21 protein-coding genes and 1 riboswitch are annotated in these 23,712 nt (G+C 70.9%); of the genes, 9 read left to right on the forward strand and 12 right to left on the reverse strand.

Annotated elements, in window-relative coordinates:
• Positions 1 to 152 precede the first annotated feature (152 nt).
• Together DEJ50_RS05545 and DEJ50_RS05550 are read left to right on the forward strand one after the other, a co-directional pair.
• Complete coding sequence (locus DEJ50_RS05545; protein ID WP_150211929.1) at positions 153 to 959, forward strand: aldo/keto reductase; 807 nt, start codon at positions 153 to 155, stop codon at positions 957 to 959.
• 14 nt (positions 960 to 973) lie between these two features.
• Positions 974 to 1,423, forward strand: a complete 450-nt coding sequence (locus tag DEJ50_RS05550) for an RICIN domain-containing protein (protein WP_223837615.1) — start codon at positions 974 to 976, stop codon at positions 1,421 to 1,423.
• 35 nt (positions 1,424 to 1,458) lie between these two features.
• Here the strand turns inward: DEJ50_RS05550 and DEJ50_RS05555 are convergent, their stop codons facing one another.
• Both DEJ50_RS05555 and DEJ50_RS05560 read right to left on the reverse strand, forming a co-directional pair.
• A complete protein-coding gene (locus DEJ50_RS05555) occupies positions 1,459 to 2,193 on the reverse strand; it encodes a class I SAM-dependent methyltransferase (protein ID WP_150211931.1) in 735 nt (244 codons plus the stop codon).
• Between the two features lie 16 nt (positions 2,194 to 2,209).
• Positions 2,210 to 2,515, reverse strand: a complete 306-nt coding sequence (locus DEJ50_RS05560) for a 4a-hydroxytetrahydrobiopterin dehydratase (RefSeq protein WP_150211932.1) — start codon at positions 2,513 to 2,515, stop codon at positions 2,210 to 2,212.
• Between the two features lie 200 nt (positions 2,516 to 2,715).
• Here DEJ50_RS05560 and DEJ50_RS05565 point away from each other — a divergent pair, with 200 nt between their 5' ends.
• Positions 2,716 to 4,527 carry an FAD-dependent oxidoreductase gene (locus DEJ50_RS05565; RefSeq protein WP_150206458.1) on the forward strand — a complete coding sequence of 604 codons (1,812 nt, stop codon included), beginning with the start codon at positions 2,716 to 2,718 and terminating at the stop codon, positions 4,525 to 4,527.
• A gap of 31 nt (positions 4,528 to 4,558) precedes the next feature.
• Positions 4,559 to 5,374 (forward strand): helix-turn-helix domain-containing protein, encoded by an 816-nt coding sequence (locus tag DEJ50_RS05570; RefSeq protein WP_150206459.1) that lies wholly within the window; start codon positions 4,559 to 4,561, stop codon positions 5,372 to 5,374.
• Here the strand turns inward: DEJ50_RS05570 and DEJ50_RS05575 are convergent.
• From DEJ50_RS05575 to DEJ50_RS05585, 3 genes are all read right to left on the reverse strand, one after another.
• Complete coding sequence (locus DEJ50_RS05575; protein ID WP_150206461.1) at positions 5,360 to 5,776, reverse strand: hypothetical protein; 417 nt, start codon at positions 5,774 to 5,776, stop codon at positions 5,360 to 5,362. The genes DEJ50_RS05570 and DEJ50_RS05575 overlap by 15 nt on opposite strands.
• Before the next feature lie 149 nt (positions 5,777 to 5,925).
• Positions 5,926 to 7,431, reverse strand: a complete 1,506-nt coding sequence (locus DEJ50_RS05580; protein WP_150206463.1) for a hypothetical protein — start codon at positions 7,429 to 7,431, stop codon at positions 5,926 to 5,928.
• A gap of 70 nt (positions 7,432 to 7,501) precedes the next feature.
• Positions 7,502 to 9,460: an NACHT domain-containing protein gene (locus DEJ50_RS05585; protein WP_150206464.1), complete on the reverse strand. Its 1,959-nt coding sequence runs from the start codon at positions 9,458 to 9,460 to the stop codon at positions 7,502 to 7,504.
• A gap of 128 nt (positions 9,461 to 9,588) precedes the next feature.
• Between DEJ50_RS05585 and DEJ50_RS05590 the strand changes: the two genes are divergently transcribed.
• The gene (locus DEJ50_RS05590) at positions 9,589 to 9,819 is read left to right on the forward strand and encodes a hypothetical protein (protein ID WP_150206466.1); all 231 of its coding nucleotides are present in this window, start codon (positions 9,589 to 9,591) and stop codon (positions 9,817 to 9,819) included.
• A gap of 113 nt (positions 9,820 to 9,932) precedes the next feature.
• On the opposite strand, the gene DEJ50_RS05595 is transcribed toward DEJ50_RS05590, so the two are convergent.
• The gene (locus DEJ50_RS05595; protein WP_150206468.1) at positions 9,933 to 10,796 is read right to left on the reverse strand and encodes a bifunctional 5,10-methylenetetrahydrofolate dehydrogenase/5,10-methenyltetrahydrofolate cyclohydrolase; all 864 of its coding nucleotides are present in this window, start codon (positions 10,794 to 10,796) and stop codon (positions 9,933 to 9,935) included.
• Between the two features lie 28 nt (positions 10,797 to 10,824).
• Positions 10,825 to 10,928, reverse strand: a riboswitch (ZMP/ZTP riboswitch).
• Positions 10,929 to 11,053: 125 nt separating this feature from the next.
• On the opposite strand from DEJ50_RS05595, the gene DEJ50_RS05600 reads away from it, so the two are divergent.
• Positions 11,054 to 11,824 carry a methyltransferase domain-containing protein gene (locus DEJ50_RS05600; RefSeq protein ID WP_150206470.1) on the forward strand — a complete coding sequence of 257 codons (771 nt, stop codon included), beginning with the start codon at positions 11,054 to 11,056 and terminating at the stop codon, positions 11,822 to 11,824.
• 260 nt (positions 11,825 to 12,084) lie between these two features.
• Positions 12,085 to 13,674, forward strand: coding sequence for an RNA polymerase sigma factor (locus DEJ50_RS05605; protein WP_150206472.1), 1,590 nt, complete (start codon positions 12,085 to 12,087; stop codon positions 13,672 to 13,674).
• Here DEJ50_RS05605 and DEJ50_RS05610 read toward each other — a convergent pair.
• The 5 genes from DEJ50_RS05610 to DEJ50_RS05630 form a co-directional block, all read right to left on the reverse strand.
• Positions 13,662 to 15,527 carry a DUF2201 family putative metallopeptidase gene (locus DEJ50_RS05610; protein ID WP_150206474.1) on the reverse strand — a complete coding sequence of 622 codons (1,866 nt, stop codon included), beginning with the start codon at positions 15,525 to 15,527 and terminating at the stop codon, positions 13,662 to 13,664. The two genes, DEJ50_RS05605 and DEJ50_RS05610, sit on opposite strands and share 13 nt — an antisense overlap.
• Positions 15,524 to 16,585, reverse strand: a complete 1,062-nt coding sequence (locus tag DEJ50_RS05615) for an ATP-binding protein (protein ID WP_150206476.1) — start codon at positions 16,583 to 16,585, stop codon at positions 15,524 to 15,526. The genes DEJ50_RS05610 and DEJ50_RS05615 overlap by 4 nt, the downstream gene beginning before the upstream one ends.
• Positions 16,586 to 16,708: 123 nt before the next feature.
• Positions 16,709 to 18,136, reverse strand: a complete 1,428-nt coding sequence (locus DEJ50_RS05620) for an amino acid permease (RefSeq protein ID WP_150206478.1) — start codon at positions 18,134 to 18,136, stop codon at positions 16,709 to 16,711.
• 124 nt (positions 18,137 to 18,260) lie between these two features.
• A complete protein-coding gene (locus DEJ50_RS05625) occupies positions 18,261 to 20,363 on the reverse strand; it encodes a phage holin family protein (RefSeq protein WP_190344886.1) in 2,103 nt (700 codons plus the stop codon).
• A gap of 279 nt (positions 20,364 to 20,642) precedes the next feature.
• Positions 20,643 to 21,047 carry a hypothetical protein gene (locus DEJ50_RS05630; RefSeq protein ID WP_150206481.1) on the reverse strand — a complete coding sequence of 135 codons (405 nt, stop codon included), beginning with the start codon at positions 21,045 to 21,047 and terminating at the stop codon, positions 20,643 to 20,645.
• A 207-nt stretch (positions 21,048 to 21,254) separates the two neighbouring features.
• Here DEJ50_RS05630 and DEJ50_RS05635 point away from each other — a divergent pair, with 207 nt between their 5' ends.
• Positions 21,255 to 22,031 (forward strand): MBL fold metallo-hydrolase, encoded by a 777-nt coding sequence (locus tag DEJ50_RS05635; protein ID WP_150206482.1) that lies wholly within the window; start codon positions 21,255 to 21,257, stop codon positions 22,029 to 22,031.
• Positions 22,028 to 22,654 carry a DedA family protein gene (locus DEJ50_RS05640; RefSeq protein WP_150206484.1) on the forward strand — a complete coding sequence of 209 codons (627 nt, stop codon included), beginning with the start codon at positions 22,028 to 22,030 and terminating at the stop codon, positions 22,652 to 22,654. Before DEJ50_RS05635 ends, DEJ50_RS05640 begins: the two co-directional genes overlap by 4 nt.
• A gap of 760 nt (positions 22,655 to 23,414) precedes the next feature.
• On the opposite strand, the gene DEJ50_RS05645 is transcribed toward DEJ50_RS05640, so the two are convergent.
• Positions 23,415 to 23,705: a hypothetical protein gene (locus tag DEJ50_RS05645; protein WP_150206485.1), complete on the reverse strand. Its 291-nt coding sequence runs from the start codon at positions 23,703 to 23,705 to the stop codon at positions 23,415 to 23,417.
• Positions 23,706 to 23,712 lie beyond the last annotated feature (7 nt).

Below are 23,712 nucleotides of genomic sequence, written 5' to 3' on the forward strand. Positions count from 1 at the left end.
GGACGCTCCGGTTGTGCCCCGTCGTACGTGACCCCGTCGTACGACGGGGTCACGTACGACCGACTGCCGCCGCACCATCAGCCACAAGGGAACGACCAGACGTGACTCAGCCCGACCAGGTCCCCGCCATCGCGCTCAACAACGGCACGCTCATGCCCCAGCTCGGCTTCGGTGTCTGGCAGGTTCCGGACGCCGATGCCGAACGGACCGTCGGCCTCGCCCTGGAGGCCGGCTACCGCAGCATCGACACCGCCTCGGTCTACGGCAACGAGGCCGGCACCGGCAAGGGCATCGCCGGCTCCGGGCTGCCGCGCGAGGAGCTGTTCGTCACCACCAAGCTGTGGAACGGGCCGTCCGAGACCTGGCAGCGCGACAATGTGCTGCGCGAGTTCGACGCCTCGCTGGAGAAGCTCGGCCTGGACTACGTGGACCTGTACCTGATCCACTGGCCGCGCCCGATGCGGGACGACTACCTCGCCATCTGGCGGGCCTTCGAGGAGATCGCCGAGAGCGGCCGGGCCAAGGCCGTCGGCGTGTCCAACTTCCGCCCTGCCGACCTGCGCCGGCTGCGCGCCGAGAGCCCGCTGGTGCCCGCCGTCAACCAGGTGGAGCTGCACCCGCTGTTCCCGCAGACCGAACTCCGCGCGGTCCACGCCGAACTCGGCATCGCCACCGAGGCCTGGTCCCCGCTGGGCCAGGGCAAGGAGCTGCTGACCCGGCCGGCGGTCGAGACGGTGGCCGCGAAGCACGGCCGCTCCGCGGCCCAGGTGGTGCTCCGCTGGCATGTGCAGCAGGGCGTCATCGCGATCCCGAAGTCGGTGACCCCGTCCCGGATCGCCGAGAACCTGGACGTCTTCGGCTTCGAGCTGGACGGCGAGGACATCGCGGCCCTGGACACGCTGGGCGCGGGCCCGGACGCCCGCCGGATCGGCCCGGACCCGGCCGTCTTCGACGTCTGAAGAGGCGGCCGGACGTGGAGGGGATCTTCCTGCTGCGGAACGCGGCGAGCGGGCTGGTACTGGAGACTGAGGGCAGCCGTACGGGCAGTGGTACGCGGGTCCGGGTGGGCCCGGAGGGTCCACCGGCGGCTGCGGGGGCGCAGCGGTGGCGGATCGTACCGGTCCACCCGGGCGCCGCGACGTACCACGTCGTGAACGTGCTGAGCGAGAAGCGGCTGGATGTGGCGGGTGCCTCCGTGGAGAGCGGCGCCCGGATCCAGTTGTGGAAGCCGAACGGATTCGGCGCGCAGGAGTGGCTGGTGGAGGAGCACCTGCGCCATGGGGCCGCGACGGGGGTGGTCTCCCTGATCGCCTGCATCAGCGGGCTGCCGCTGGATGTGGACCCGGCGGGGTACGCCCGCCAGTGGGAGGAGACGGACGCGGCCACCCAGGGCTGGCGGCTGGAACCCGCCACAGCCGGCTGACCCTCCGAAGCGGGCCGCAGCGGGCTGACTCGCCCTCAGGTGCGGACGAAAGCCCGGAGTTCGTACGTCGGTTCGCCGCGCGGAGTGTCCGGGGCGGGGAGGGTGCCCAGGCGGGCGGCCAGCTCCGCCGGGGCGGTGCCCTGCGGTTCCAGCAGGGAGGCGTAACGCCCGGCCAGCACCCCTTGGGCCACCGCGTTCGGGGTGCGGCCCTGGCCGTGGCCCCGGAAGCGGGCCCGGCCGGCCGGCCGCAGGCCCGCCGAGGCCGCGTACGCGGTGACGGCGTCGGCCTCGTCCGAGGCCCGGGCCCGCCGGTACGCGGCGAGAACGGCATCGACATCGCTGCCGACGTCGTGCCCCGCGTCCTTGTCGACGGTGGTGACGAACACGCCACCGGGCCGCAGTACCCGGCCCGCCTCGGCGACCACCGCCGCCACCGCGCCCGGGTCGCACAGCAGGTGCAGCAGCCAGACGGCGCTGACCGCGTCGACCCGCGCGTCGGCCAGCGGCAGCCGGGTGGCGGAGGCGAGGGCCACCGGGACGCCGCGGCCGAGGGCCATCCGAGCCATGCCGGGCGAGGCGTCCAGCCCGAAGACCCGCAGGCCCGGACGGTCCAGCCGGCTGGTGACGATGCCGGTGCCGCAGCCCAGGTCCAGGAGGGTTGCGGTGTCGTGCGGGAGGAGCCCGAGGACCGCCTGGGCGGCGGCCTCGGCCCGCGGAACGCCGCCGCGCGTGGCGTCGTACGCGTCGGCCTCGGAGTCGTAGTCGACCAGCAGGTCCACGCTCAGCTCAGCTCGCCCCGTGCGCAGGCGCGATGCCCTCGACCCGCTGCGCGAGCTCGAAGTCGTTCTCGGTGACCACACCGCCCGCGCTGTGCGTGTTCACCGACAGCCGGACCGTGTTGTAGCCGAGGGTCAGGTCGGAGTGGTGGTCCAACTCGTCCTGAACGGCAGCGATATGGGCGACGAGGGCGCTCGCGGCGAAGTGCGTGCCCAGCCGGTAGGTGCGGAAGATCCGGTCGTCCTCGAAGGCCCAGCCGGGGAGTTCCCGCAACCGGTCCTCGATCTCCTTCTGCGAAAGCGGCTCACTCGGCATCCGCGACTCCTCCTCCGTGGCCATACCCATGGCCATCAGCGTGATCGTGACGTGGTGTCAAGGTTCCCACAGCCCGGGCCGGAGGGAAGGTTTCGCGCCATAGTGCGGGCGGGTGCTTCTGCGCCTTCCGTGACCCGGGGGCCGCCCCTATGCTCCTGCGCCGGACGTGACTGTTACCGGCGGTAATGAGGGGGCGGGGAATGGCTCGTACAGGCAATTCCAGGCGTACGTTCATGGCGGGCGCGGCAGCCGGAACGGCGGGGGCCCTCGCCGCCGCCGGGGCGGCCGAGGCTGCGACGGCCCCGGCCGCGGTCCCCACGACCCGGCCGGCCGACGGCACCGGCACCGGCGCCGGCCGCCGGGTCGCCGTCCTCGGCGGCGGGGTCGCCGGACTCACCGCCGCACACGAACTCGCCGAACGCGGCTACGCCGTGACCGTGTACGAACGCCGGGCCCTCGGCGGCAAGGCGCGCAGCATGGACGTACCCGGCAGCGCCCGCGGCTCCCGCCGCCCGCTCCCCGCCGAACACGGCTTCCGCTTCATCCCGGGCATCTACCACAACCTGCCGGACACCATGCGCCGGATCCCCTTCCCCGGCAATGCCAACGGCGTGTGGGACAACCTGGTCGCCCCGCGCGAGATGATGTTCGCCCGGGCCGGCGGGCGCGAGGACCTCCGCGCACCGATCCCCTGGCAGGGCCACGACCCGGCCGAGCTCACCCCGGACGAGATCCGCCGCGCCCTGACCGGCATCCTGCAGACCCTGGTGCGGCTGCCGCTGCACGAGACGGCGTACTTCGTCGACCGCGCCCTGGTCTTCCTCACCAGCTGCGACGAGCGGCGCGACGAGGTCTGGGAGCGCACCCCGTGGTGGGAGTTCACCCGGGCGGGCCGGATGTCGAGCGAGTACCAGCGGATCCTGGCGATCGGGGTCACCCGCAACATCGTGGCCACCAAGGCCGAGGAGGCCTCCACCCGTACGGTCGGCACGCTCGGCGAGGCCTTCGTCTTCAACGCGCTCGGCCGGGGCGCGGACGGGCCGCCCGACCGGATCCTGAACCTGCCCACCAACGAGGCCTGGATCGATCCCTGGGAGGCCCATCTGCGCTCCCTGGGCGTGGAGTTCCGGATCGGGTGGACGGTACGGGAGGTCCGGTACGGGGACGGGCGGGTCAGCGGGGTCCTGGTGGAGGACCCGGCGGGGGTCCGGCAGACGGTGGTCGCCGACCACTACGTGTCCGCCCTGCCCGTCGAACACGCACGCCGCACCTGGAGCCCGGCACTGCGGGCCGCCGACCCGATGCTGGGGCGCTGCGACAAACTGAAGACCGACTGGATGACGGGCATCCAGTTCTATCTCACCGAGCGGGCACCACTGGTCCACGGCCACCTCAACTGCATCGACTCGCCCTGGTCGTTGACGGCGATCCAGCAGGCCGAGCACTGGCCGGCCCGGGACTTCCCGGCCGACTACGGCGACGGCGCGGCGGTGGACTGCCTGTCGGTGGACATCTCGGAGTGGGACAAGCCCGGGATCCTGTACGGGAAGACGGCCAAGCAGTGCACCCGCGAGGAGGTCGCCCGCGAGGTGTGGGCGCAGCTGAAGGCCTCGCTCAACGACACCGGCAGCACCCTGCTGCGGGACGGTGCGCTGCACTCGTGGTTCCTGGACCCGGGGGTGGACGGGCTGGGCACCCCGAACCCGACCAACGAGGACGAACTGCTGATCCACCCGACCGGTACCTTCCACAACCGGCCGACGGCCGGCACCCGCATCCCGAATTTCTTCCTCAGCGGGGACTACGTCGCCGTGGACATCGACCTGGCCACCATGGAGGGGGCCAACGCCTCGGCGCGGGCCGCGGTCAACGCCCTGCTGGACCGGGACGGTTCACCGGCCGCCCGGTGCGCGGTGAAGAAGCTCTACCGGGCTCCGGAGATCGAGGAGTTCAAGCGGCACGACCGGTGGCGCTACCGGCTCGGTCTGCGGAACGTCTTCGACCTGGGCTGACCCTTCTCGCGCCCTCGGCTACCGTCCGGTCATGACCTCCACCACGACCTCCGTCGGCCCTCTGCTCCGCACCTGGCGGCAGCGGCGCGGACTCAGTCAGCTGGAGCTGGCCGGGCGGGCGGACTCCTCGTCCCGGCACATCAGCTTCATCGAGACCGGCCGGTCCCGGCCGAGCGAGGCCCTGCTGCTACGGCTCGCCGACCGCCTGGACGTACCGGTGCGGGAGCGCAACGCGCTGCTGCTGGCGGCGGGTTACGCCCCGCACTACGCCCAGACCCCGCTGGAGGACCCCTCGCTGGGGACCCTCCGGGAGGGCCTGGAGCGGCTGCTGACCGGCTACGAGCCGTATCCGGCGCTGATCGTGGACGGCACGTACACGGTCGTCGCGGCCAACCGGGGCATCGCCATGATTCTGGACGGCCTGCCGGACCACCTGCTGACCCCGCCGCTGAACGCCATGCGGATCACCCTGCACCCGGAGGGCCTGGCCCCGAGGATCCGCAACCTGGAGGAGTGGCGCGGACACCTGCTCGCCCAGATGGAACGCCAGATCGCCCTGGCCCGCTCGGAGCCGCTGCGCGCCCTGTACGAGGAGGTCTCGTCCTACCCGCTGCCGGACCAGCCGGCCAACTCCGCACGACCCGCCCCCGCCCCCGACCTGTCCGCCCCCGCCCCGTACTTCGCGCTCCCGCTGGTGATCGAGCACGACGGACACATCCTCTCCTTCGTGTCCTCCATCGCCACCTTCAACACCCCGATGGATGTGACCGTCGCCGAGCTGGCCATCGAGACGATGCTCCCGGCCGACCCGGCGACGGTGAAGTACCTTCGCTCACTGGCTCCGTGAGCGCAGCGCGAGCTGCTGCAGGGCGGCGAAGCCCGCGACGGTGACGGCCTGCGCCGGTATCCACACGATCCCGGCGGCGGTCGGCTCGAACCACACCACCAGGGCGACCAGACTGAGCGCGGCCCAGGCGTAGTTGACCTCGACCACCGCCCGCACCCATCCCGCCGCCGGCCGCCGCTGCGAGGCCAGCCACCCGACCCCGGCCCCGTACACCGCCAACAGCACCCCGAGCCCGAACAACAGACCTTCCCCGACCCCGAGCAACCGCCCGAGGGGCCCGGAGAACGCCAGATACGCAAGCCCGTTGGCGCCGGTGACCACGGCATCCAGCCCGAGGAACCGCCGCAGCGCGGTCTCCGGTTCGGTGGTGCGGGCGATGCTGCCGAGCAGGGTCGCGGACATGGGAATCAGCCTCCGCCTGGAGTCGAGTACACGAATGGGGACACCGGCCCCGGAGCCGAGTGCGCGACCCCGGAGCCCGATACCCCCACTGTGCCGCCGCCCCGCCGAGGGGTCGATTACCTCCGGGGTAACGGTCTCGCTCCCCTGGCTCAGGGGCAGTTGCCGCAGTTCGCAGCGTTCGGATCGCTGAAGACGGCCCAGGAAAGCAGGGCCCGGAGGCGGCCTCGCCGGTGCGGTTGCAGAGCAGGGTCATTCAAGGCACCGCGCAGGGCGTGGATGGCTTGGTCACGGTGGCCGGTCTTCAGCAGGCGGGTCAGAACCGAGACGGACTCGGTCGGCGAGGCGGCGTCCACCACGAGGAGCCCGCACCACAGTGAGACGGCGGCGCTCAAGGCTCCTGCCGCTGCCAGGAAGTCTGCCGCGGCGAAGCGAACCGCATCGGATACGGCGTCGGCATTCAGGGCCGCCAGAACCGCATCCGCTGCCGAAATCCCGCTCGCCGCAAGAAGCGCGTCGAGGAGCTCCTTCAGGGTTCGCATGTCGCCGTCGAAGTCTTCGAGCGCTTCGATGGCGAGCTTGCCGGCCTCCTCGCGATATCCCAGTTCGGCAAGAGTGAACGCGACTCTCACCCGATCTCCCTCGCCATGCGACTGGTGAATCTCCTCGAAAATATCCGTCCGTACCGGCTCTTCCGCCCGGAGGATCACCTTGACCGCCTTGCTCACGTCGTATCTATCGGCGGTAGGATCGGAGAACACGCTGCGCACAAGATCGACCGCCTGCACAATGTGGCCCGCCTCAACCATCTCCTCGGCTATGGCTGAACGGGACCACGGGCCGATCGCCGGACGGTCCCGTAGGATGTCCAACAATCCGTCAACACCGCCTGATGAGGCAAGCCATGCTCCGGCCGCGGCACCGAGAGAGAATCCACCAGCATCGGAATTGGCGAGGACACCGCCCGCCATTTCCACGGCCTCCTTCGAATGTCCTGCTTCCGCGAGGGCCGCGGCAACAAACGCACGCTGGGATGCCCCGAAGACCTGACGCCCACTCAATTCGGCGAGCAGGGTTTCAGCACCGTCATCCCCGTTCAGCGCGAGCCAGAGGCCAGCCGCCCTGCCCAGGGCGAGCTCGTCGGAATCACGGCCTTGAAGAACGTTGCGCGCAAGCTGCAGGGCTTGCGCAGGATGGCCCGCTTGCACGAACTCTCGCGCCACCTCGACAAGTGCAATTCCGTAGCGGTCCGACAGGTTCTCCAATACACCATCCGGATCGATCAAATCGCCCTCGACCTGCTCATTGAGCAGCACCTTCACAGCTGTGCGCAGGTCGCTCGCATGGGGCTCGGTGACCATAAGGACACGACGCGCAGCATCAAGCGCCGCGGGAATGTCACCGATGTCCCTCAAGCCTTCCGCTGCCGATGCCAGGGCATTGGAATCCGCCTTGGGATCTCCACTGGCGCGGAGGAGAAACGTTCGTATCTCTTCGGATGCGCCCTCGCCAAGCTCGGCGAGTCCGGCAGCAATGATGGTCAGCTCGATGGGTTTTCCTGCCACCTGAGAGATCGATCTGAGGAGCTCCAGCGCCTCCTTTTTGGGTGCGATCTGACTGAGCGCCTCAAGCGAGATGATCCGAGTAATGAACGGCAATTCCTCACGTTTTACTATCTCCCCAAGCCGGGTGATGGCATATTCGTTTCCGCTCAGCAGCCCCAGGATGTCAGGTGGCGCTGTACCTGTCCTCGAGGCGCCCGAGGGAGCCGGTGAGGTACCGGTCCTCGATCGGAGTATTGCCGAGGCCGAGATCGATCAGGCGATCCACCACAGCACGGGAATATCGATCATTCACATCACCGCATTCCGACAGCAGCCGACCCGCCAGTGACGCGTGTTCCCGATCGCCTGCAAGGAGGCGATCCAGGATCAGCCCGACATCGTTTCCGCTGATGCGTCCCCACAGCACCATGGTGAGAAGTGCAAAGTTGCGCTGGGCTTCTCCGAGGCCGCGTTCGATCCACTCGTCCATCTCCGGAAAGCTATCCGAGATGCTCGCGGCATACGTTCGGGCGGCGATGAACTCGGCTAAGGTGTGATGGAGGAACCGAAGCCCCGAACTCTCGTACACGAACATTCCGGTATCGATCAGCAGCCTGTCGAAGTCCCTCTCCCAGCCCGGCGGCAGTTCCATATCTGGAGGCTTGTGCTCCCGCACCCAGGAACAGGCCACGTCCGCCAAGGGGAGCTCCGTGGTCAAGCGTTCCTTGGCCAGCACATCGATGATCGCCGTCCGTTGGGCATGGATCCACTCGACCAGCCGGTATCGGCCCGGCTGACCGTCGCGAAGGCGACGGAGCTCACTGGGTGTTGCGCGTCCGCTCGCCTCCTCGTCGGTGACGAGGTATTCATAGAAACGCTGATACAGGTCCACCCGGTTCGTCGGCAAGGGGCGTTCGGGTTCACGTGTGCTGGCAACCGCAGCGATGGTGGCAAGCAGGGGGTTGCGGACCAACTCTCTCAGGCGCCCGTCCTCGACCTGGCGGAGAAACTCCTCTGCCCGCCGCTCCGAGGTGATCGGATCCTGGGCAAAGAACCAGCGCTCCGAGAACAGCTTCAGCTCTTCCTGCTCAAACGGCTCGATACGGCACATGCCGATGTGACTGCCCCGGAGTGCCGCCATTTCCTCTTCGGGCAGGGGTCTGCTGGTGATGACGAAACGGTAGTCACTGCCTGCGCGGGCGTGCTGGGACAACGCCCGGATGATGGATGCCCGGGTGGGCCGGTCGAGGATCTCGTCCAGGCCGTCGACCACGACCAGCCAGCGAGCACCGGGCGTACGGCCGGCGAAGAGGTGCGGACTCGGCTCCGTGACCAGGTAGGGACCGAGGGCACGGCGGGTGGCCTCGGCCAGCACCGTGCTCCACGAACCCTCACCGACGAGTGCCCGTGCCGAGACCCGGACCGGTACCACGGGCTCGGACAGCGGAGGATTGGCGGCGCTCTCCTGGCGGAGCCAGATTCGGGCCAGCCTGGAAACCAGATGATGACCGAGCGTGGACTTTCCCGCGCCCGGCTCACCGGTGACCAGCAGGTGTTCACTGCGGTTGAGCGCCTCCGCAACCGTCACCGGCACATCACCACCGGCGGGTTCGCTTCGATCCGCGCGTAGTTCCTCGCGGTCGCGTTCCTTGTTCGGTTCCCCTCCCACCCCTGGGCTGTCCGCCCGGAGGCGCTGTCGGACGTAGACAGTGGAGAGCGGCGGTGCCGCAACACCCAGGAGTCGGTACGGAAGTTGCTCGACCGCATGGGTCAGGGCGTCGAGGACGTTCCGGAGTGCGAGTTCAGGCCGCGGGATCTCCGCCAACGAGTTGACGCGGGGCCGTTCGCTTTCGTCCTCGGCCATCAGCCGCCGGTCCATGGCCTCGCGCGCACGCAGCCAGATCGGCTCCACGACCGACGGGTCCTGCTTGAGCAGTCCGGCCAGAGCCGTGGTCGAGTTGAGCGAGAGCAGGAGAGTGCCTCGTACGACCTCGTAGACCTTGTTCTTGTCCAGGGTGTGCTGCTGAACGAACGCATTGATGCTGGGATGACCCGCCTCGATGGCTTGCTTGAACCAGGCTGCCAGCTCTGCCAGCTCCGGGTATCCCTCGCGTCCGGCCCGTGTCGGCCGACCTCCAGGCATGAGACGCCTCCAACTCAGCCCAGTTTCTGTGGGTTTCCTTACCGTAGAGGGAAACCGACCGGGCGGGCGACTCTTCCAACGGACCGCTCCAGCAGGGGGCGGCGGAACCGGAAGGACCGTGACGAACCATGGGACCGCAGATCACGAACATCCTGATCGAGGCCGGAACACCGCTCCTCCTGGCAGCGGCGCCGGTGGCCGGTGTGGTCAAGGCATGGATCGACTACCGCAGGGCCGTGGTGGTCGAACGGTGGCGCACTGCCCAGCTGCGGACCGCACTGCGCGGCCCGGTACTCGGGAACGGCGCCGAAGGGCATCACTGCATGTGCGGCCATGGGGAGGGGAGCCACCGAGCCTGAGCAGGATGGCCACCGAAACGCCGGGGCGCGGGTGGGGGATCAATCCCTACGGCCGACCCTCACCGCGGACGCCCCGGGCGCTGTGGCCCGGGGCAGAGCGCGGTCGGGGGGCCTCAGGCCAGGTCGAGGCCCGCCTGGGTGGCTGCCGCCGTGACCGTCTGTTCCAGCAGGACCGCGATGGTCATCGGGCCGACGCCGCCCGGGACCGGGGTGATCAGGGAGGCTCGCTCGGCCGCCGAGGGGAAGTGGACGTCCCCGACGTTGCCCTCGTTGTAGCCGGCGTCCAGGACGACCGCGCCGGGCTTGATGTCCTCGCCGCGGATGAACTCGGCCTTGCCGACCGCGGCGACCAGGACGTCCGCCTGGCGCACGATCGAGGAGAGGTCCTGGGTGCGGGAGTGGCAGTAGGTGACGGTGGCGTTCTGCTCCAGCAGCAGCATGCCGGCCGGCTTGCCCAGGATCGCGCTGCGGCCGACGACCACGGCGTGCTTGCCGGTGAGGTCCACGTTGTACTCGGCGAGCAGGCGCATGATGCCGCCCGGCGTGCAGGAGACGAAGCCCGGCAGGCCGAAGCCCATGGCGGCGAAGGAGTGCATGGTCACCCCGTCGACGTCCTTGCCGGGGGCGATGGCCTCGAAGGCGGCGCGCTCGTCGATGTGGTGCGGGACCGGGTGCTGGAGCAGGATGCCGCTGATCTCCGGGTCCTCGGAGAGCGCCGTGATGGTGGCGACCAGTTCCTCGGTGGTGGTCTCGGCCGGCAGGGCCACGTGCCGGGAGGTGATGCCGGCCTTGGCGCAACGGTTCTGCTTCATCCGTACGTACGTCACGGACGCCGGGTCCTCGCCGACCAGCACGGTGGCCAGGCAGGGCGCGGTGCCGGTGCGCTCGGTGATCTGTGCGGCGCGGGCGGCGGTCTGCTCGGTGATGCGGCGGGCGAGGGCGGTGCCGTCCATCAGGCGGGCGGTGGCAGTCGTCATGGGGTCTCCTGAACGTCGCTGCGGGATCGCGGTTCGCCCAGGCGCGCGGCAACGGCGTACGGACAGCCGTGCAGCCGACGCCGGGCCGCTCCCCGGTGGTGATCCACCCGAACGCCAGTCACGGCCCGCCGTCCACTGTAGTCGACCCCGGGCGGGCCGTGGCGGCCCGGCCGTCGGCTGCTCCTCTCCATACGCCTCGGCTGGAATTCGGCCGGAATCGGCTGGATACCGGGCGATACAACTGGGACGATCAAGGCATGACACCCACATTCGACCACCTCGTCGCCGAGGCCGAGTCGGTCTCCGTGGACGGATGGGACTTCACCTGGCTCGACGGCCGGGCCACCGAACAGCGCCCCTCCTGGGGCTACCAGCGCCTGCTGGGCGAGCGGCTCGGCCGGGTCCGGTCGGCCCTCGACATCCAGACCGGCGGCGGCGAGGTCCTCGCCGGGGCCGTCCCGGCCGGGCAGCTGCCCCCGCTGATGGCGGCCACCGAGTCCTGGCCTCCGAACATCGACAAGGCGACCCGGCTGCTGCACCCGCTGGGTGCGGTGGTGGTCGCCGATGCCGACGAGCCGCCGCTTCCGTTCGGCGACGAGGCCTTCGAGCTGGTGGTCAGCCGGCATCCGGTGACCATTTGGTGGGACGAGATCGCCCGGGTACTGAGACCGGGTGGCACCTACTTCTCCCAGCAGGTGGGTCCGGCCAGCGTGTTCGAGCTCGTCGAGTACTTCCTGGGGCCGCAGCCGGAGGAGATCCGGCGGGGCCGGCACCCGGACGACGCCGCGGCCGACGCCGCCAAGGCCGGGCTGGAAGTGGTCGATCTGCGCTCGGAGCGGCTGCGGACCGAGTTCCACGACATCGGCGCCGTGATCTACTTCCTGAGGAAGGTGATCTGGATGGTGCCCGGCTTCACGGTCGGCCACTACCGGGACCGGCTGCGCGAGCTGCACGAACGGATCGAGCAGGAAGGGCCGTTCGTCGCGCACACCGCCCGGTTCCTGATCGAGGCCCGCAAACCGGGCTGATCCGGAACGCGGTCATCGGGGGCCGTCCGGCCTCTTCTCGGCCGCGCCTCGACCGCCGCTCGGCGGCTTCTCGGCGGCCCTCCGTTGGCAGCGTGGCGTAGGTCACTCAATTCAGTGCGTAACGAATCGTCTCGGGCACGCGATGAACCGACAGGTGTCCTCGCGCGGCGGCGGAATACCGACCCCCCTCGGGGTGTTGCCGTAGGTCCGCGCGATGATGTCCCGCCCGTCCTTTATCTGTTCGCAACGAGAGGCTCCTTGTGTCGCTCAGCCCGTCCCGTACGTTCCCTCCGGAGATCGCCGAATCCGAGGCCCTGGTCGCGCTCGTCGAGCGTGGCCGCGAGCAGGGTCACATCAACGGTGACGACGTGCGCCAGGCCTTCGAGGCCGGCCGCATCCCGGTGGACCAGTGGAAGCGGGTCCTGCGCAGCCTGAACCAGGTCCTGGACGAGGAGGGTGTGGCGCTGCACGTCAGCGCGGCCCCCGCCGCCAAGACCGCCGCGAAGAAGCCCCGCAAGGCCGCGGCGGCGCCGGCCCGTACCGCCGTGAAGAAGGCGGCCACCCCGCCGCGCCCGATCGGTGCCCGCAAGACCGCTGCCGCCCCGGCCGCCGCGGCGGCGATATCCGCTCAGCCGGACCCGGCCGCCGAGGCCAGCGCCGGCGAGGCGACCGCCACCGCCGCTGCCGAGCCGAAGAAGCGCGCAGTCAAGAAGACCGCCACCGCCGCCGCGAAGAAGACCGCCACCAAGAAGACGGCGGCCAAGAAGACCTCCGCCAAGGACGCCGACGCGGGCGAGACCCCGGAGCTGGAGGGCGAGGACCTCTTCGAGGACCTGTCCGACGACACCGAGGACGACGCCGCCAAGCCCGGTGGCCAGGGCTTCGTGCTGTCCGACGAGGACGACGACGACGCCCCGGCGCAGACCGTCATGGTGGCCGGCGCGACCGCCGACCCGGTGAAGGACTACCTCAAGCTCATCGGCAAGGTGCCGCTGCTCAACGCCGAGCAGGAGGTCGAGCTCGCCAAGCGGATCGAGGCGGGCCTGTTCTCCGAGTACAAGCTGGAGGAAGAGGACGACCACAAGCCGGCCTACCGCCGCGAGCTGGAGATCCTCGTCGAGGACGGCCGCCGGGCCAAGAACCACCTGCTGGAGGCCAACCTCCGCCTCGTGGTCTCGCTGGCCAAGCGCTACACCGGCCGCGGCATGCTCTTCCTGGACCTGATCCAGGAGGGCAACGTCGGTCTGATCCGTGCCGTCGAGAAGTTCGACTACACCAAGGGCTTCAAGTTCTCGACCTATGCGACCTGGTGGATCCGGCAGGCGATCACGCGTGCCATGGCCGACCAGTCGCGCACCATCCGCATCCCGGTGCACATGGTCGAGATCATCAACAAGCTGGCCCGGGTGCAGCGCCAGATGCTCCAGGACCTGGGCCGCGAGCCCACCCCGGAGGAGCTGGGCAAGGAACTCGACATGACCCCGGAGAAGGTCATCGAGGTCCAGAAGTACGGCCGCGAGCCGATCTCCCTCCACACCCCGCTGGGTGAAGAGGGCGACAGCGAGTTCGGTGACCTCATCGAGGACTCCGAGGCGGTCGTCCCGGCCGACGCGGTCTCCTTCACCTTCCTCCAGGAGCAGCTGCAGTCCATCCTGGGCACGCTCTCGGAGCGCGAGGCGGGCGTGGTCTCCATGCGCTACGGCCTGAACGACGGCCAGCCCAAGACCCTGGACGAGATCGGCCGCGTCTACGGGGTGACCCGTGAGCGGATCCGCCAGATCGAGTCCAAGACCATGTCGAAGCTGCGCCACCCGTCGCGCTCGCAGGTGCTGCGCGACTACCTCGACTGAGTCGCCCGAGTCGGCGGAGTCAGCCGGAAGACGGGCCCTCGGGGCGTGAACGGCAGGGAGGCACCCTGCGGAACCAGAAAGGCGTGCTCGCGCCGGATCCGCAGGGTGTCGCACCAGCCGTCCGTGATCACCAGGAGCGGGGCCCCGGGCGGGAAGTCCTCCGCCCGCTGCAACAGGTCGACGGCCGGTTGCAGCACGGTTCCGCCCCGCCCGCGCAGCTTCACCCGGCCCGCGATCTCGCTCGGGGGCAGATAGCCCGCGTCGTACGGCGCCGCGTCGCAGAACACGACGCGGGCGGCCGGTACGTCGCGGGCTTCGGCGTACGAGGCGATGGCGCCCAGGGCCGCACCGAGCAGGGCACGGTCCATGGATCCGGAGGTGTCCAGGACCACGCCGAAGGTGCAGCGGGCCGTCTCCTCGGGCGGGAAGTACCGGCCGGCGCGCGGAATGCCGGGAGTGGACGCCTGCCGGCGGGCCGGGCGGGCGTAGCTGCGGACCGGCTCGGGCCGCGGCACGTACTCGTCGAACCACCGGGCGAGCTTCGCGTCCCAGGGGACGGGCGGGTGGGCCAGCGCGCGGATCTCCTCGATCAGGCCGGCCGGCAGCAGGCCCCGCTCCCCCGCCCGGTGCAGGTCGAAGCCCTGGACCAGGCCGCGGCGGTAGAACTCGTCCAGATCGGAGTACGGGCCGCTCCCCGGATGCGGCAGCGGCTCGCCCAGGATGTCGCCGACCCCCTTGCCGCGCAGGGTGGCCAGGCGCCGCTGCCTGCGCAGGTCGGTGGCGATCCGGTCGTAGACCTCCTCGACCGAGAGCCCGCGCAGCTCCGGGTCGTACAGCAGCCCCTCCGGCATCTCGCCGACGCCCATCTCCACCAGCCACCCGTTGACCACGTAGTCGGCGGCCACATTGTGCAGATAGGGGTCGCGGGCGCCGCAGCGCTCGCCGTGCCGCAGGGCGGCATGCAGCATCTCGTGGGCCAGGATGAAACGCCACTGCGCGGTTTCGAAGGTGCGCAGCGGGTTGATGTAGATCTCCCCGGCGCGCGCGGAGACGGCGGCGATCGAGATCCCCCGGGCGCGGGCCAGCTCGGCGTCGGCGACCACGGTGAGGCCGGCCGCGAGTCCGCCGAGCAGCGGATAGGAGGACACGAACCAGTTCAGGGCGAGGTCCCAGGGCCTGCGCTCCGCTCCCGGTTCCCGTCCGCCGGCGCTGTCCATGGCGGCGGAGACGCTGCGGGTGAGGGACGCGGCGAAGGCGGTCTGCCAGTCCGGCACGGTGTTGCTCCAGTGCCGGTACGGGCGCAGGTACTGGTCCGGTTCATGGCCCGCGGTCCCGCAGTGCTCGAACACGGCGGGGATGCCGTCGCGGCGCCAGCGGGCGGCGAGCTGTTCCTCGTCACCGCCCGGATAGGAGGCGGGGAACGTCTCCGGGGGCCGCCCCGTGGGCACCGTCTGCAGGAAGCGGTTGACGACGACGCAGCGCGCGGCGAGGTCGAAGCGGTCCGGCTGCTCGCGCCCGTCGGCCGTGTCGGCGGGCAGGTGGCCGAAACCGAGGTGGAGCAGGCCGTGCGCCAGCGCCCAGGCCCACTCCTCGGGGTCGGCGAGCCGGGTGGGGTGGGCGTGCAGGATCCCGTTGGAGTCGATGCGGACGAGCCCGTCCCGGGGGCACAGGGCGCAGTCCTTGCTGCGGCAGAGTTCCTGCTCCAGCGCGGCGAAGGCCGGGTTGTGCCGTGCCTTGGCCAGGCCGCGGGTGTAGGCCTCGGCGGCCGGATCGGGCTTGGCCTTCTTCTTCGCCCCGCCCTTGGCGCCGCCCTTGGCGCCGCCCTTGGCGCCCCGCTGCGCGCCACTGCTCACCGGCGGGCCTCGACCAGGCGCGGCATGTCACGTGCGGCCTCGACGAGGAACCAGGCCGGCAGGACGGGCAGGCCGTCGGGGTCGTCCGCGATGACGGTCTGGGCGACCTCCACGGAGATCTCGGCGAGCTGGACCAGGAGCGATTTGGAGCGGTAGGCGAGCTGGCGCACAGCGGGCGAGACGTGCTCCTTCTGCGCCGGCAGCTCCTTGACCAGCCGCCCGCGGAACGCCTCGGCGAGGTAGTAGAGCAGGTCGCGGTCCTGTAGCCGGCTGGGCCAGGAGACGTCGCCCTTCATGATCGCCTCGATGCCGAAGGTGTGCCGGACGATCTTCGCGTAGCCGCAGAAGGAGACCGCGTGGGCCGGGGTCAGCGTGCCGTGCGCGATCACCTTCAGGGTCTGCTCGTCGAGGTCCGGCCCGAAGGAGTGCAGGGCGTCGGAGAGCATGTGCCAGGAGCGCGGGGTGGAGAACGGCTCCTCGGTCTTGGGCGGCGCCGACCAGAGGTGGTCCGGGCGGTCGGTGAGGTAGTCGGTGATCCACGGGTGGATGCCGTGTTCCCCGGCCCAGACCAGCCAGTCGGTGGCCGAGGCGTCCAGGTGGACGTGGGTGAGCCGGTTGACCAGGGCCGAGGCGATGGGGCGGGCGAGCGCGTTGTCGGTGGCCCGGTTGCCCGCGCCGATGACGAGGGAGCCCTCGGGAAGCTCGTAGGAACCGATCCGGCGGTCGAGGATCAGCGAGTAGAACGCCTTCTGTACGTCGGGGGTGGCCGCGTTCAGTTCGTCGAGGAACAGGCAGTACGGCTCGTCGCGGGCGATGGCCTCCGGCGGGCAGAACACGCTCCGCCCGTCCCGGATCTGCGGGACCCCGATGAGGTCCTCGGGCGCGAGCTGGGTCCCGAGCAGGCTGACGCACTCCAGCCCGAGCGAGTCGGCGAACTTCCGCACGAGCGAGGATTTGCCGATTCCCGGCGCCCCCCAGAGGAACACGGGCCGTACGGTGGCGAGTCCGAGCAGCAGTCCGGGGATCTGGGCGGGGGTGACGGTGACGGCAGCCTGCACGAGCGGCGGTGTCCTTCGGGTGGGAGACGGGTCCGGCACACCCCATGGGTGTCTCCGGCACACCCCGTGGGTGTCCGGTGCACCCCATGGGAGCGCACCGGCGGCCCCGTACGCACCCGATTTTCAGCCGAGGTCGACGGTGCCGGTGACGGTGCCGGTGCCGGTGCCCTGGACGGCCGCGCGCTTCCTGCGGGCGGCCAGTACGGCGTACACGAGCACGCCCGCGAACAGGAACAGCACTCCCTGGTACACCGCGGCGTGGCCGGAGCCCGCCACCAGCCACATCGAGAAGCCGAAGGCCAGCACGGCGAGGACGGCATCGCGCACCAGCCGGCCGCGGTGTACCCGGTCGGCCTGCCCGGAGGCGAGGAAGTAGATCTGGGCGGCGGTGGACAGCAGGTAGGGGACGGTCGCCGTGAAGGTGGTGATCAGGACCAGGATCTCGAAGACGCCCTCCGAGCCGGCCGTGTAGTTGTAGACGGTCAGTGCCGAGGCCAGCAGGACCGTCACGACCACGCCCACCACCGGCACCCCACGGCGCCGGGTCTCGAAGGCCTTCGGGAACAGCCCGTCCCGGGCCGCCGCGTACGGGGTCTGGGCGCTCAGCAGGGTCCACCCGTTCAGGGCGCCCACCATGGAGATCACCGCCGCGCAGGCCACCACGGTGCCGCCCCAGGCGCCGCCGAACATGGCGTTGACGGCATCGGTGAAGGGGGCTTCGGAGCCGACCAGCCGGTCGTGCGGGACCAGCCCGAAGACGGCGACCGTGCCCAGCAGGTAGACCAGGGCCGCACCCAGGGTGCCGAGGATCGTGGCCCGGCCCACGTTGCGGCGCGGGTCACGGACCTCGCCGGCGCTGACCGCGGCCGACTCCACGCCGAGGTAGCTGAAGAGCAGGATCGCCGCCGAGGCGGAGACCGCGCCCACCGCGCTCTGGTCGGTGGCCCGGAAGGGCCCGAGGTTCGCCGGGTCGAAGAAGAACAGGCCGCCGACGGCCACCAGCAGCAGTGGGGCGAACTTCAGGACCGTGGCCACCAGCTGTACGGCGCCCACGTACCGGGTGCCCGCCAGGTTGGCGAGGGCGGGCAGCCACTGCACGGCGAGCGCGGCCAGGCACATCGACCAGGAGTGCGCGCCGACGGCCGGGAAGAGCACCGCCAGGTAGCCGACCGCGGCGACGGCGAGCGCCGCGTTGGACACCCAGGTGGTGATCCAGTAGCTGTACGCGGCCAGGAACCCGGCGAAGTCGCCGAAGGCGGCGCGGGCGTACACATACGGGCCGCCGGTCTGCGGGTGGCGCTCGGCGAGCCGGCCGAAGACCAGGGCGAGGGCGATGGCGCCCAGGCTGAGCACTCCGAAGGCGACCAGGCTGATGGTCCCGAACGGGGCCACGGAGGCGGGCAGCAGGAAGATGCCACCGCCGATGATGTTGCCCATGACCAGGCAGACAGCGATGGGGAGGCCGAAGCGGCGGGCGTGCGTGTTGGTGTTGGTGTTGTTGGTGGTGGTGGTGGTCTGCTCGGCCGCCGGCCGAAGGGTGGTGCTGCTCACTGCTGGTGTGCCTCAGGGTGGTATCGGGTGCTGCGGATACGGCGGACGCCACGGTGAGCGGGGGATTGGGTGTTTCACATCGTGGACGGCCGCCATCGTGCGGCACCGCACGGACAGCACCAAATCACCGCTTTTCGTCCTGCGGGAGCGGCTGGAGGGGCGAAAGGCTTCCACCCTCGCGGGCCTGCGGCCGAGAATCCTTCGGCCGCTCCGAGAGGTCCGGGGCGGGCCGGTGCGCTGGGGCGGGGCCGGGGGACGGGGCCGTCGGTTGCGGCGGCAGCCAGCCCCGCAGCACCTCGTGCACCTGCTCCGCGCCCACCATCCCCGCCGGCGGCGGCTCCAGCACCGTCGGCCACATCAGGAACGGATGCCCCTGCTCCCCGCCCAGCCCGCCGTGCGAACCGATCTGCTCCTCGAAGGCGTGCACCTCACCCGTCCCCGGGTGGTACGCGGAATTGACCATGATGTCGGCCACGTGCGGGAAGGAGTCGGTCCGCCGCACCGCCTCCGCCGCCCCCGGCCCGAACACGGCGAGCAGTTTCTCCGCCTCCCCCGGCTCGTCCAGCCGCGCCGAGGCCCCGTCCGGCCCCAGCACCTCCCCGTCGACCAGCAGGAAGCCGATCCCGGGATGGTTGGCCAGGGTGGCCAGCAGCGCCGGGTGCGCGCGGTCGATCTGCTCGCGGGTGGCCCGGCCCGTCACCCCGGGGAACGAGATCAGGCCGAGGTTGCCGGAGGCCAGCACCACCGGGTCGGATCCTTTCTCCTCCTGCCCCCGCACGGCCTCCGGCTCCTCCTCGACCGGCCTGTGCAGGGCCGCCCGGACCGCTGCCCGCGCCTCCGCCCCGCTGTGGGTGCGTCCCGCCCGCCGGGACACCGGCAGCCCGCAGCCCGCCCGGACCAGGTCCTTCAGGGTCAGCCCGTACCGCCCGAGGAAGGTCTCCCCCGGGCTCTGCCCGTGGTCGGACAGCAGCACGATCCGGTAGTCCCGCGGCGCGTGCTCGGCGACCCGGGCGAGCAGCGCCAGACTCCGGTCGAGCCGGGCCAGCACCCGGTCGGTGTCCCGGCCGACGGGCCCCGAATGGTGCGCCACCTCGTCGTACGCCACCAGGTCGGCATAGACCGCGGCCCGCCCGGCCAGCATGTCCCCGATCACCGCCGCCACCACCACATCCCGTTCCACCACGGTGGCGAAGGCCCGGATGAAGGGGTACAGCCCGCCGCGGGACACCCTCGGCCGGCCGTCCCCGCGCCAGCGGGCCCGTAGGCCCTGTCCGATCTCCCGGCCCACCTCGGCCACGAAGGACAGCGCCGTACGGACCGCATTGGCGGGGTCGGAGAAGTACGCGAAGTAGCCCGCCCTGGACCGGTTCCCCTTGCCCCGCCGGGCCGCGATCGACAGCACCAGCGCCAGCTGGCCGGCGCCCCCGCTGAACAGGTTGCCCCGGCTCGCGCCGTCCCGGGACAGCAGGCCGGCGTGACCCACCCGGGCGGCGGCCCGGCGTTGCAGCTCGGCCGCGCTGGTGGGCCGGTTGCAGACCATGATCTCCCCGCTGTCCTTCTCGTACCAGCGGAAGGCGGGCACGTCGAAGGTGGAACCGTGCAGCAGGCCGAGCTGGCTGGCGCCGGTCTGGCTCGACCAGTCCGTCCGCCAGGAGGTGACCCGGTGGCTGCGGTCCAGCCAGTCGGCCACGGTCGGCATCAGTCCGCTGCCCGCCGCCTGGCGCAGCAGCTCGTACCCGACCCCGTCCAGCTGGAGGAACACCACCCCCGGGGTGCTCTCGCCGGCCCCCGGACCACCGGACCGGCCGCGCCGCCGCCTGCGGTCGGCCAGCCGGTACAGCCGCCTCCGGTACGCCTCGTCATCGCGTACGGCCAGCGCCGTCGAGGTCGCGGACGCGACCGCCGACATCACCGCGGCCACCACCACGGCGGTCTGCGGGGCGGCTTCGCCCCGCCCGTCCGGGATCAGGCGGAGCGCGACCAGCAGCAGCGTGCCGTTGAGGAAGAACACCAGCAGGCCCAGCACCAGCGCGGGCACCAGCAACAGGGCCCGCACCAGCACCGGCCACACCAGGGCGCTGAGCAGACCGAAGGCGCCGGCGCCCCAGGCGGCGGCGAGTGCGATCTGGGTGAGGCTGTCGCCGTCGTCGGACTGCAGCCGGAAGTCGGGCAGCGCCCCGGCCAGCAGCAGCATGGTCAGCGTGGACACCGCCCAGACCAGCAGCATCCGCACCAGTGCGCTGCCCGTGGTTCGCCACCGCCCGTGGAGCACGCCGTTCCCACCTCGCCTCACGGCCCGCGCCCCGCCCGCGAGCCCCTCCCCAGCCTCGCACAACGCGGCTGACCGGGCGGTTCGGCACAGGGGCGCACGGCGGCGCCCGGGCGGGCGGACGGGGCGCAGCACTCGACAGGCGCTCAAAACCCGGCGGCGGGTCGGTGGAAACCGGCGGAAAGCCAGAAACGCCCGTCAGAAACTCAGCCCAAGAGCAGACATCGGGGAGATACGTCAGGTGCCGTCGTACCCGGCGGTCGGCATGGACAGCCGCCGGTGCACCTCGGCCTTCATCGCCGAGGTGTAGGCGGGCTCGTCCAGCCCGGCGGTCTCCAGCCGCACCCCGCGCCGCCGGCACTCGGCGGTGAACTCGTCCACCGAACGCAGGGCCCGCTCCAGCACCCGGAGGTTGGGCGCGACGAACAGATCGACCTGCCCTTCGTCGACATCGGCCCAGAGCGCACAGTGGTCGGCCCGCAGCCCGTAGAAGAGCAGCTGCCTTGTGATCACATAGCCCTGGCCGGCGGCCCAGCGGGCGCACATGGCGTGCTGGCTCCGGGTGTCGACGACGAAGGGATCGGCGTCCAGGTGTTCAAGGGGGACCAGGCTGGCGATCGCGGCCACCCGCAGCGCATCCATGCCGCCCGACCCTACTCCGATCGGGCTGCCGGGAGGAGGGTACGGTCGGCCAGTCCCGGCTGGGGCGGAGGCGTGGGCATACGGGCGGACGGGGGTAGCGGCGCGCGGACGTCCGGGCGGACGCCGGGACAGACACACGGGCGGATCGCCCGGCCAGGGCCTAGGCTCGGGGGCAGGTGGGGGCGTCCGAAGGAGGGAGGGGCCGCAGTGCCGGTGGAGGTCACCTGGTGGGGGCATGCCACGTGTACGGTCGAGGACTCCGGAGTACGGCTGCTGACCGACCCCTTGTTCACCCGGCGGCTGGCCCATCTGCGGCGCCGGCGCGGGGCCCTGCCACCGCCGGAGGCCGCCCGGGCGGACGTGGTACTCGTCTCGCACCTGCACGCCGACCACCTCCACCTGCCGTCCCTGGCCCGCCTCGCCAAGGGCACCCGGCTGCTGGTCCCGCGCGGCGCCCGCCGGGCGGTGCCCGGCCTGGCCCGCATCGCCGGGGTCCGCTCCCTGCGCGTCACGGAGGTCTCCCCGGGCGACGAGGTGACGGTCGGCGACGGGGTATGCGTCCGGGCGGTGACCGCCCGCCACGACGGCCGCCGCCTCCCCTTCGGCCCACACTTCTCCCCCGCCCTCGGCTACGTGGTCCACGGCACCTCCACCACCTACTTCGCCGGGGACACCGGCCTGTTCGACTCGATGGCCGAGGAGGTCGGTGCGGTGGACGTGGCCCTGCTGCCGGTGGGCGGCTGGGGTCCGTACCTGGGCCCGGGGCATCTGGACGCGGCCCGTGCGGCCGACGCCCTGGCCGCGCTGGCCCCGACCGCGGCCGTGCCGGTGCACTACGGAACGTACTGGCCCATCGGCATGGACGCGGTCCGGCCGCACGAATTCCACGCGCCCGGCGGGGAGTTCGTACGGCATGCGGCCCGGCTGGCGCCGAAGGTCGCCGTCCGGGCCCCGGAGCACGGCGAGCGGGTGCTGCTGCCGTGATCCCCTTCGCCGAGACGGTGCAGCAGGTCCCGCCGGAAACCACCCAACAGGCGGTCGGCTACCCGGCGTTGTTCCTGCTGGTGGCCCTGGGCGCGCTGATCCCGGTGATCCCGACGGGCGCACTCGTCAGCTCCGCGGCCGTGGTCGCCGTACACCAGCAGCAGTCCCTCCCCTTCGGCGTGCTCCTGGTCTTCCTGGTCGGCGCCGTCGCGGCCTTCCTCGGGGACATCGCCCTCTACTGGCTCGGGCAGCGCGGGGTCCGCTCGCGCAACGGCTCGCGCTGGCTGGCGGCCCTGGAGAAGCGGGCCACCCCGGAACGGCTGGCCCAGGCACAGACCCGCCTGGACGAGCACGGCGTCCTGGTCCTCGTCGTCTCCCGCCTGATCCCGGCGGGCCGCATCCCGGTGATGCTGGCCTGCCTCCTGGCCGGCCTCCCGCTGCGCCGCTTCGCCCGCGGCGACGCCCCGGCCTGCCTGGCCTGGGCCGCCACGTACGGCCTGATCGGCATCCTGGGCGGCGCCCTCTTCCCGGAACCCTGGCAGGGCGTGGCCCTGGCGGTGGCCCTCACCCTCCTGATCAGCACGGCCCCAACCCTCTGGCGCCACCTCCGCGGCACGGCATAACCCCGAGCCTCCGCTCAATTGACCATTTCAGCGGAGCCCTGCAGGAATGCTGCATGCCAGCGCTCAGAGGCTTCATTTATCGAGGGCCGCCGCACCGGCCACTCTGCCGGCCGCGGCCTTGTCACCACAGGCCGCAAGCGCGGCAATCGCGCCGAAAAGCTACGCACACAGGGCGACTGGTCCACGAAGTCCCCGGTGTTCTGGGAGGACGCCGCCACCGACGACATCGGCCTGTAACCGAAACCGCGCACCTGGGGTCCGCTCCCCTCGCACCCCGCACGGTCGACGACCTCACCCCAAGCGTGAAGAACCGCCTACGTGGCATCCAACGCCGACCGCAGATCCTCAACGGCTTCATAGCCGAGACCGGGCTCGCGCTGGAGCCCCCATAGCCCCGTCACCCTGCCCTTTCAACCTCAGCGGCAGCGTTGCCGCCAAACGCCATATGGGCCCCGCCCGGAAGTCATTCCGGGCGGGGCCCATATGCATTGATCTCGACGGTCAGGGTCAGCGTATAGCGAGAACTCACTCACCAGACGGCTACTCGGAAACGTTCAGTCCGATCAGCTCTGGTCGCTCCTCGGGGGCTCCCCAGTCCAAGATCTCACGTAGCTTCATGGACAGGTTCGTGATGTCGACTCGCGAATCACGCAGGTTCACTTCCACAACAGCCGAGATTCCGGGGGACCTCAACTGTTCGCTCGGCAATCAAATAGATCCACTTCACAAAACAGCCTCACAGAGAGAAGTGAATAGAATCCTACGATTCAACAGGGATGTAGGAATCCCATTCGGCGTAATAGGAAATCGCCGCGAACATCTCTTCGACTGTAGGAACTGTTCCATTGCGCCATTCAGACCAGGTCTCGATGACGTCTTTTGCCAGCTGAACCTCAAGGAGGTATCGGAGATTTGGATCTACATTCTCGACCGAAGCGAGACTCAACAACTCTACATTGCTAGCCAGGCTCAAGTGGCCAGCCTGTGGAACGTAGATGATCAGCTCGTCGTCAATCTCGTTAATCGACCTGAGCACAGACTCAAGAGTCACCACAAAA

Source organism: Streptomyces venezuelae (genome assembly GCF_008642295.1).
Lineage (GTDB): Bacteria > Actinomycetota > Actinomycetes > Streptomycetales > Streptomycetaceae > Streptomyces > Streptomyces venezuelae_C.

Coding starts and splice junctions, on each gene's coding strand:
- DEJ50_RS05625 (WP_190344886.1), bottom strand. CDS start 20,363: ATGCTGCTGGTCTGGGCGGTGTCCACGCTGACCATGCTGCTGCTGGCC.
- DEJ50_RS05600 (WP_150206470.1), top strand. CDS start 11,054: ATGACACCCACATTCGACCACCTCGTCGCCGAGGCCGAGTCGGTCTCC.
- DEJ50_RS05560 (WP_150211932.1), bottom strand. CDS start 2,515: ATGCCGAGTGAGCCGCTTTCGCAGAAGGAGATCGAGGACCGGTTGCGG.
- DEJ50_RS05565 (WP_150206458.1), top strand. CDS start 2,716: ATGGCTCGTACAGGCAATTCCAGGCGTACGTTCATGGCGGGCGCGGCA.
- DEJ50_RS05545 (WP_150211929.1), top strand. CDS start 153: ATGCCCCAGCTCGGCTTCGGTGTCTGGCAGGTTCCGGACGCCGATGCC.
- DEJ50_RS05595 (WP_150206468.1), bottom strand. CDS start 10,796: ATGACGACTGCCACCGCCCGCCTGATGGACGGCACCGCCCTCGCCCGC.
- DEJ50_RS05570 (WP_150206459.1), top strand. CDS start 4,559: ATGACCTCCACCACGACCTCCGTCGGCCCTCTGCTCCGCACCTGGCGG.
- DEJ50_RS05585 (WP_150206464.1), bottom strand. CDS start 9,460: ATGCCTGGAGGTCGGCCGACACGGGCCGGACGCGAGGGATACCCGGAG.
- DEJ50_RS05630 (WP_150206481.1), bottom strand. CDS start 21,047: ATGGATGCGCTGCGGGTGGCCGCGATCGCCAGCCTGGTCCCCCTTGAA.
- DEJ50_RS05590 (WP_150206466.1), top strand. CDS start 9,589: ATGGGACCGCAGATCACGAACATCCTGATCGAGGCCGGAACACCGCTC.
- DEJ50_RS05575 (WP_150206461.1), bottom strand. CDS start 5,776: ATGTCCGCGACCCTGCTCGGCAGCATCGCCCGCACCACCGAACCGGAG.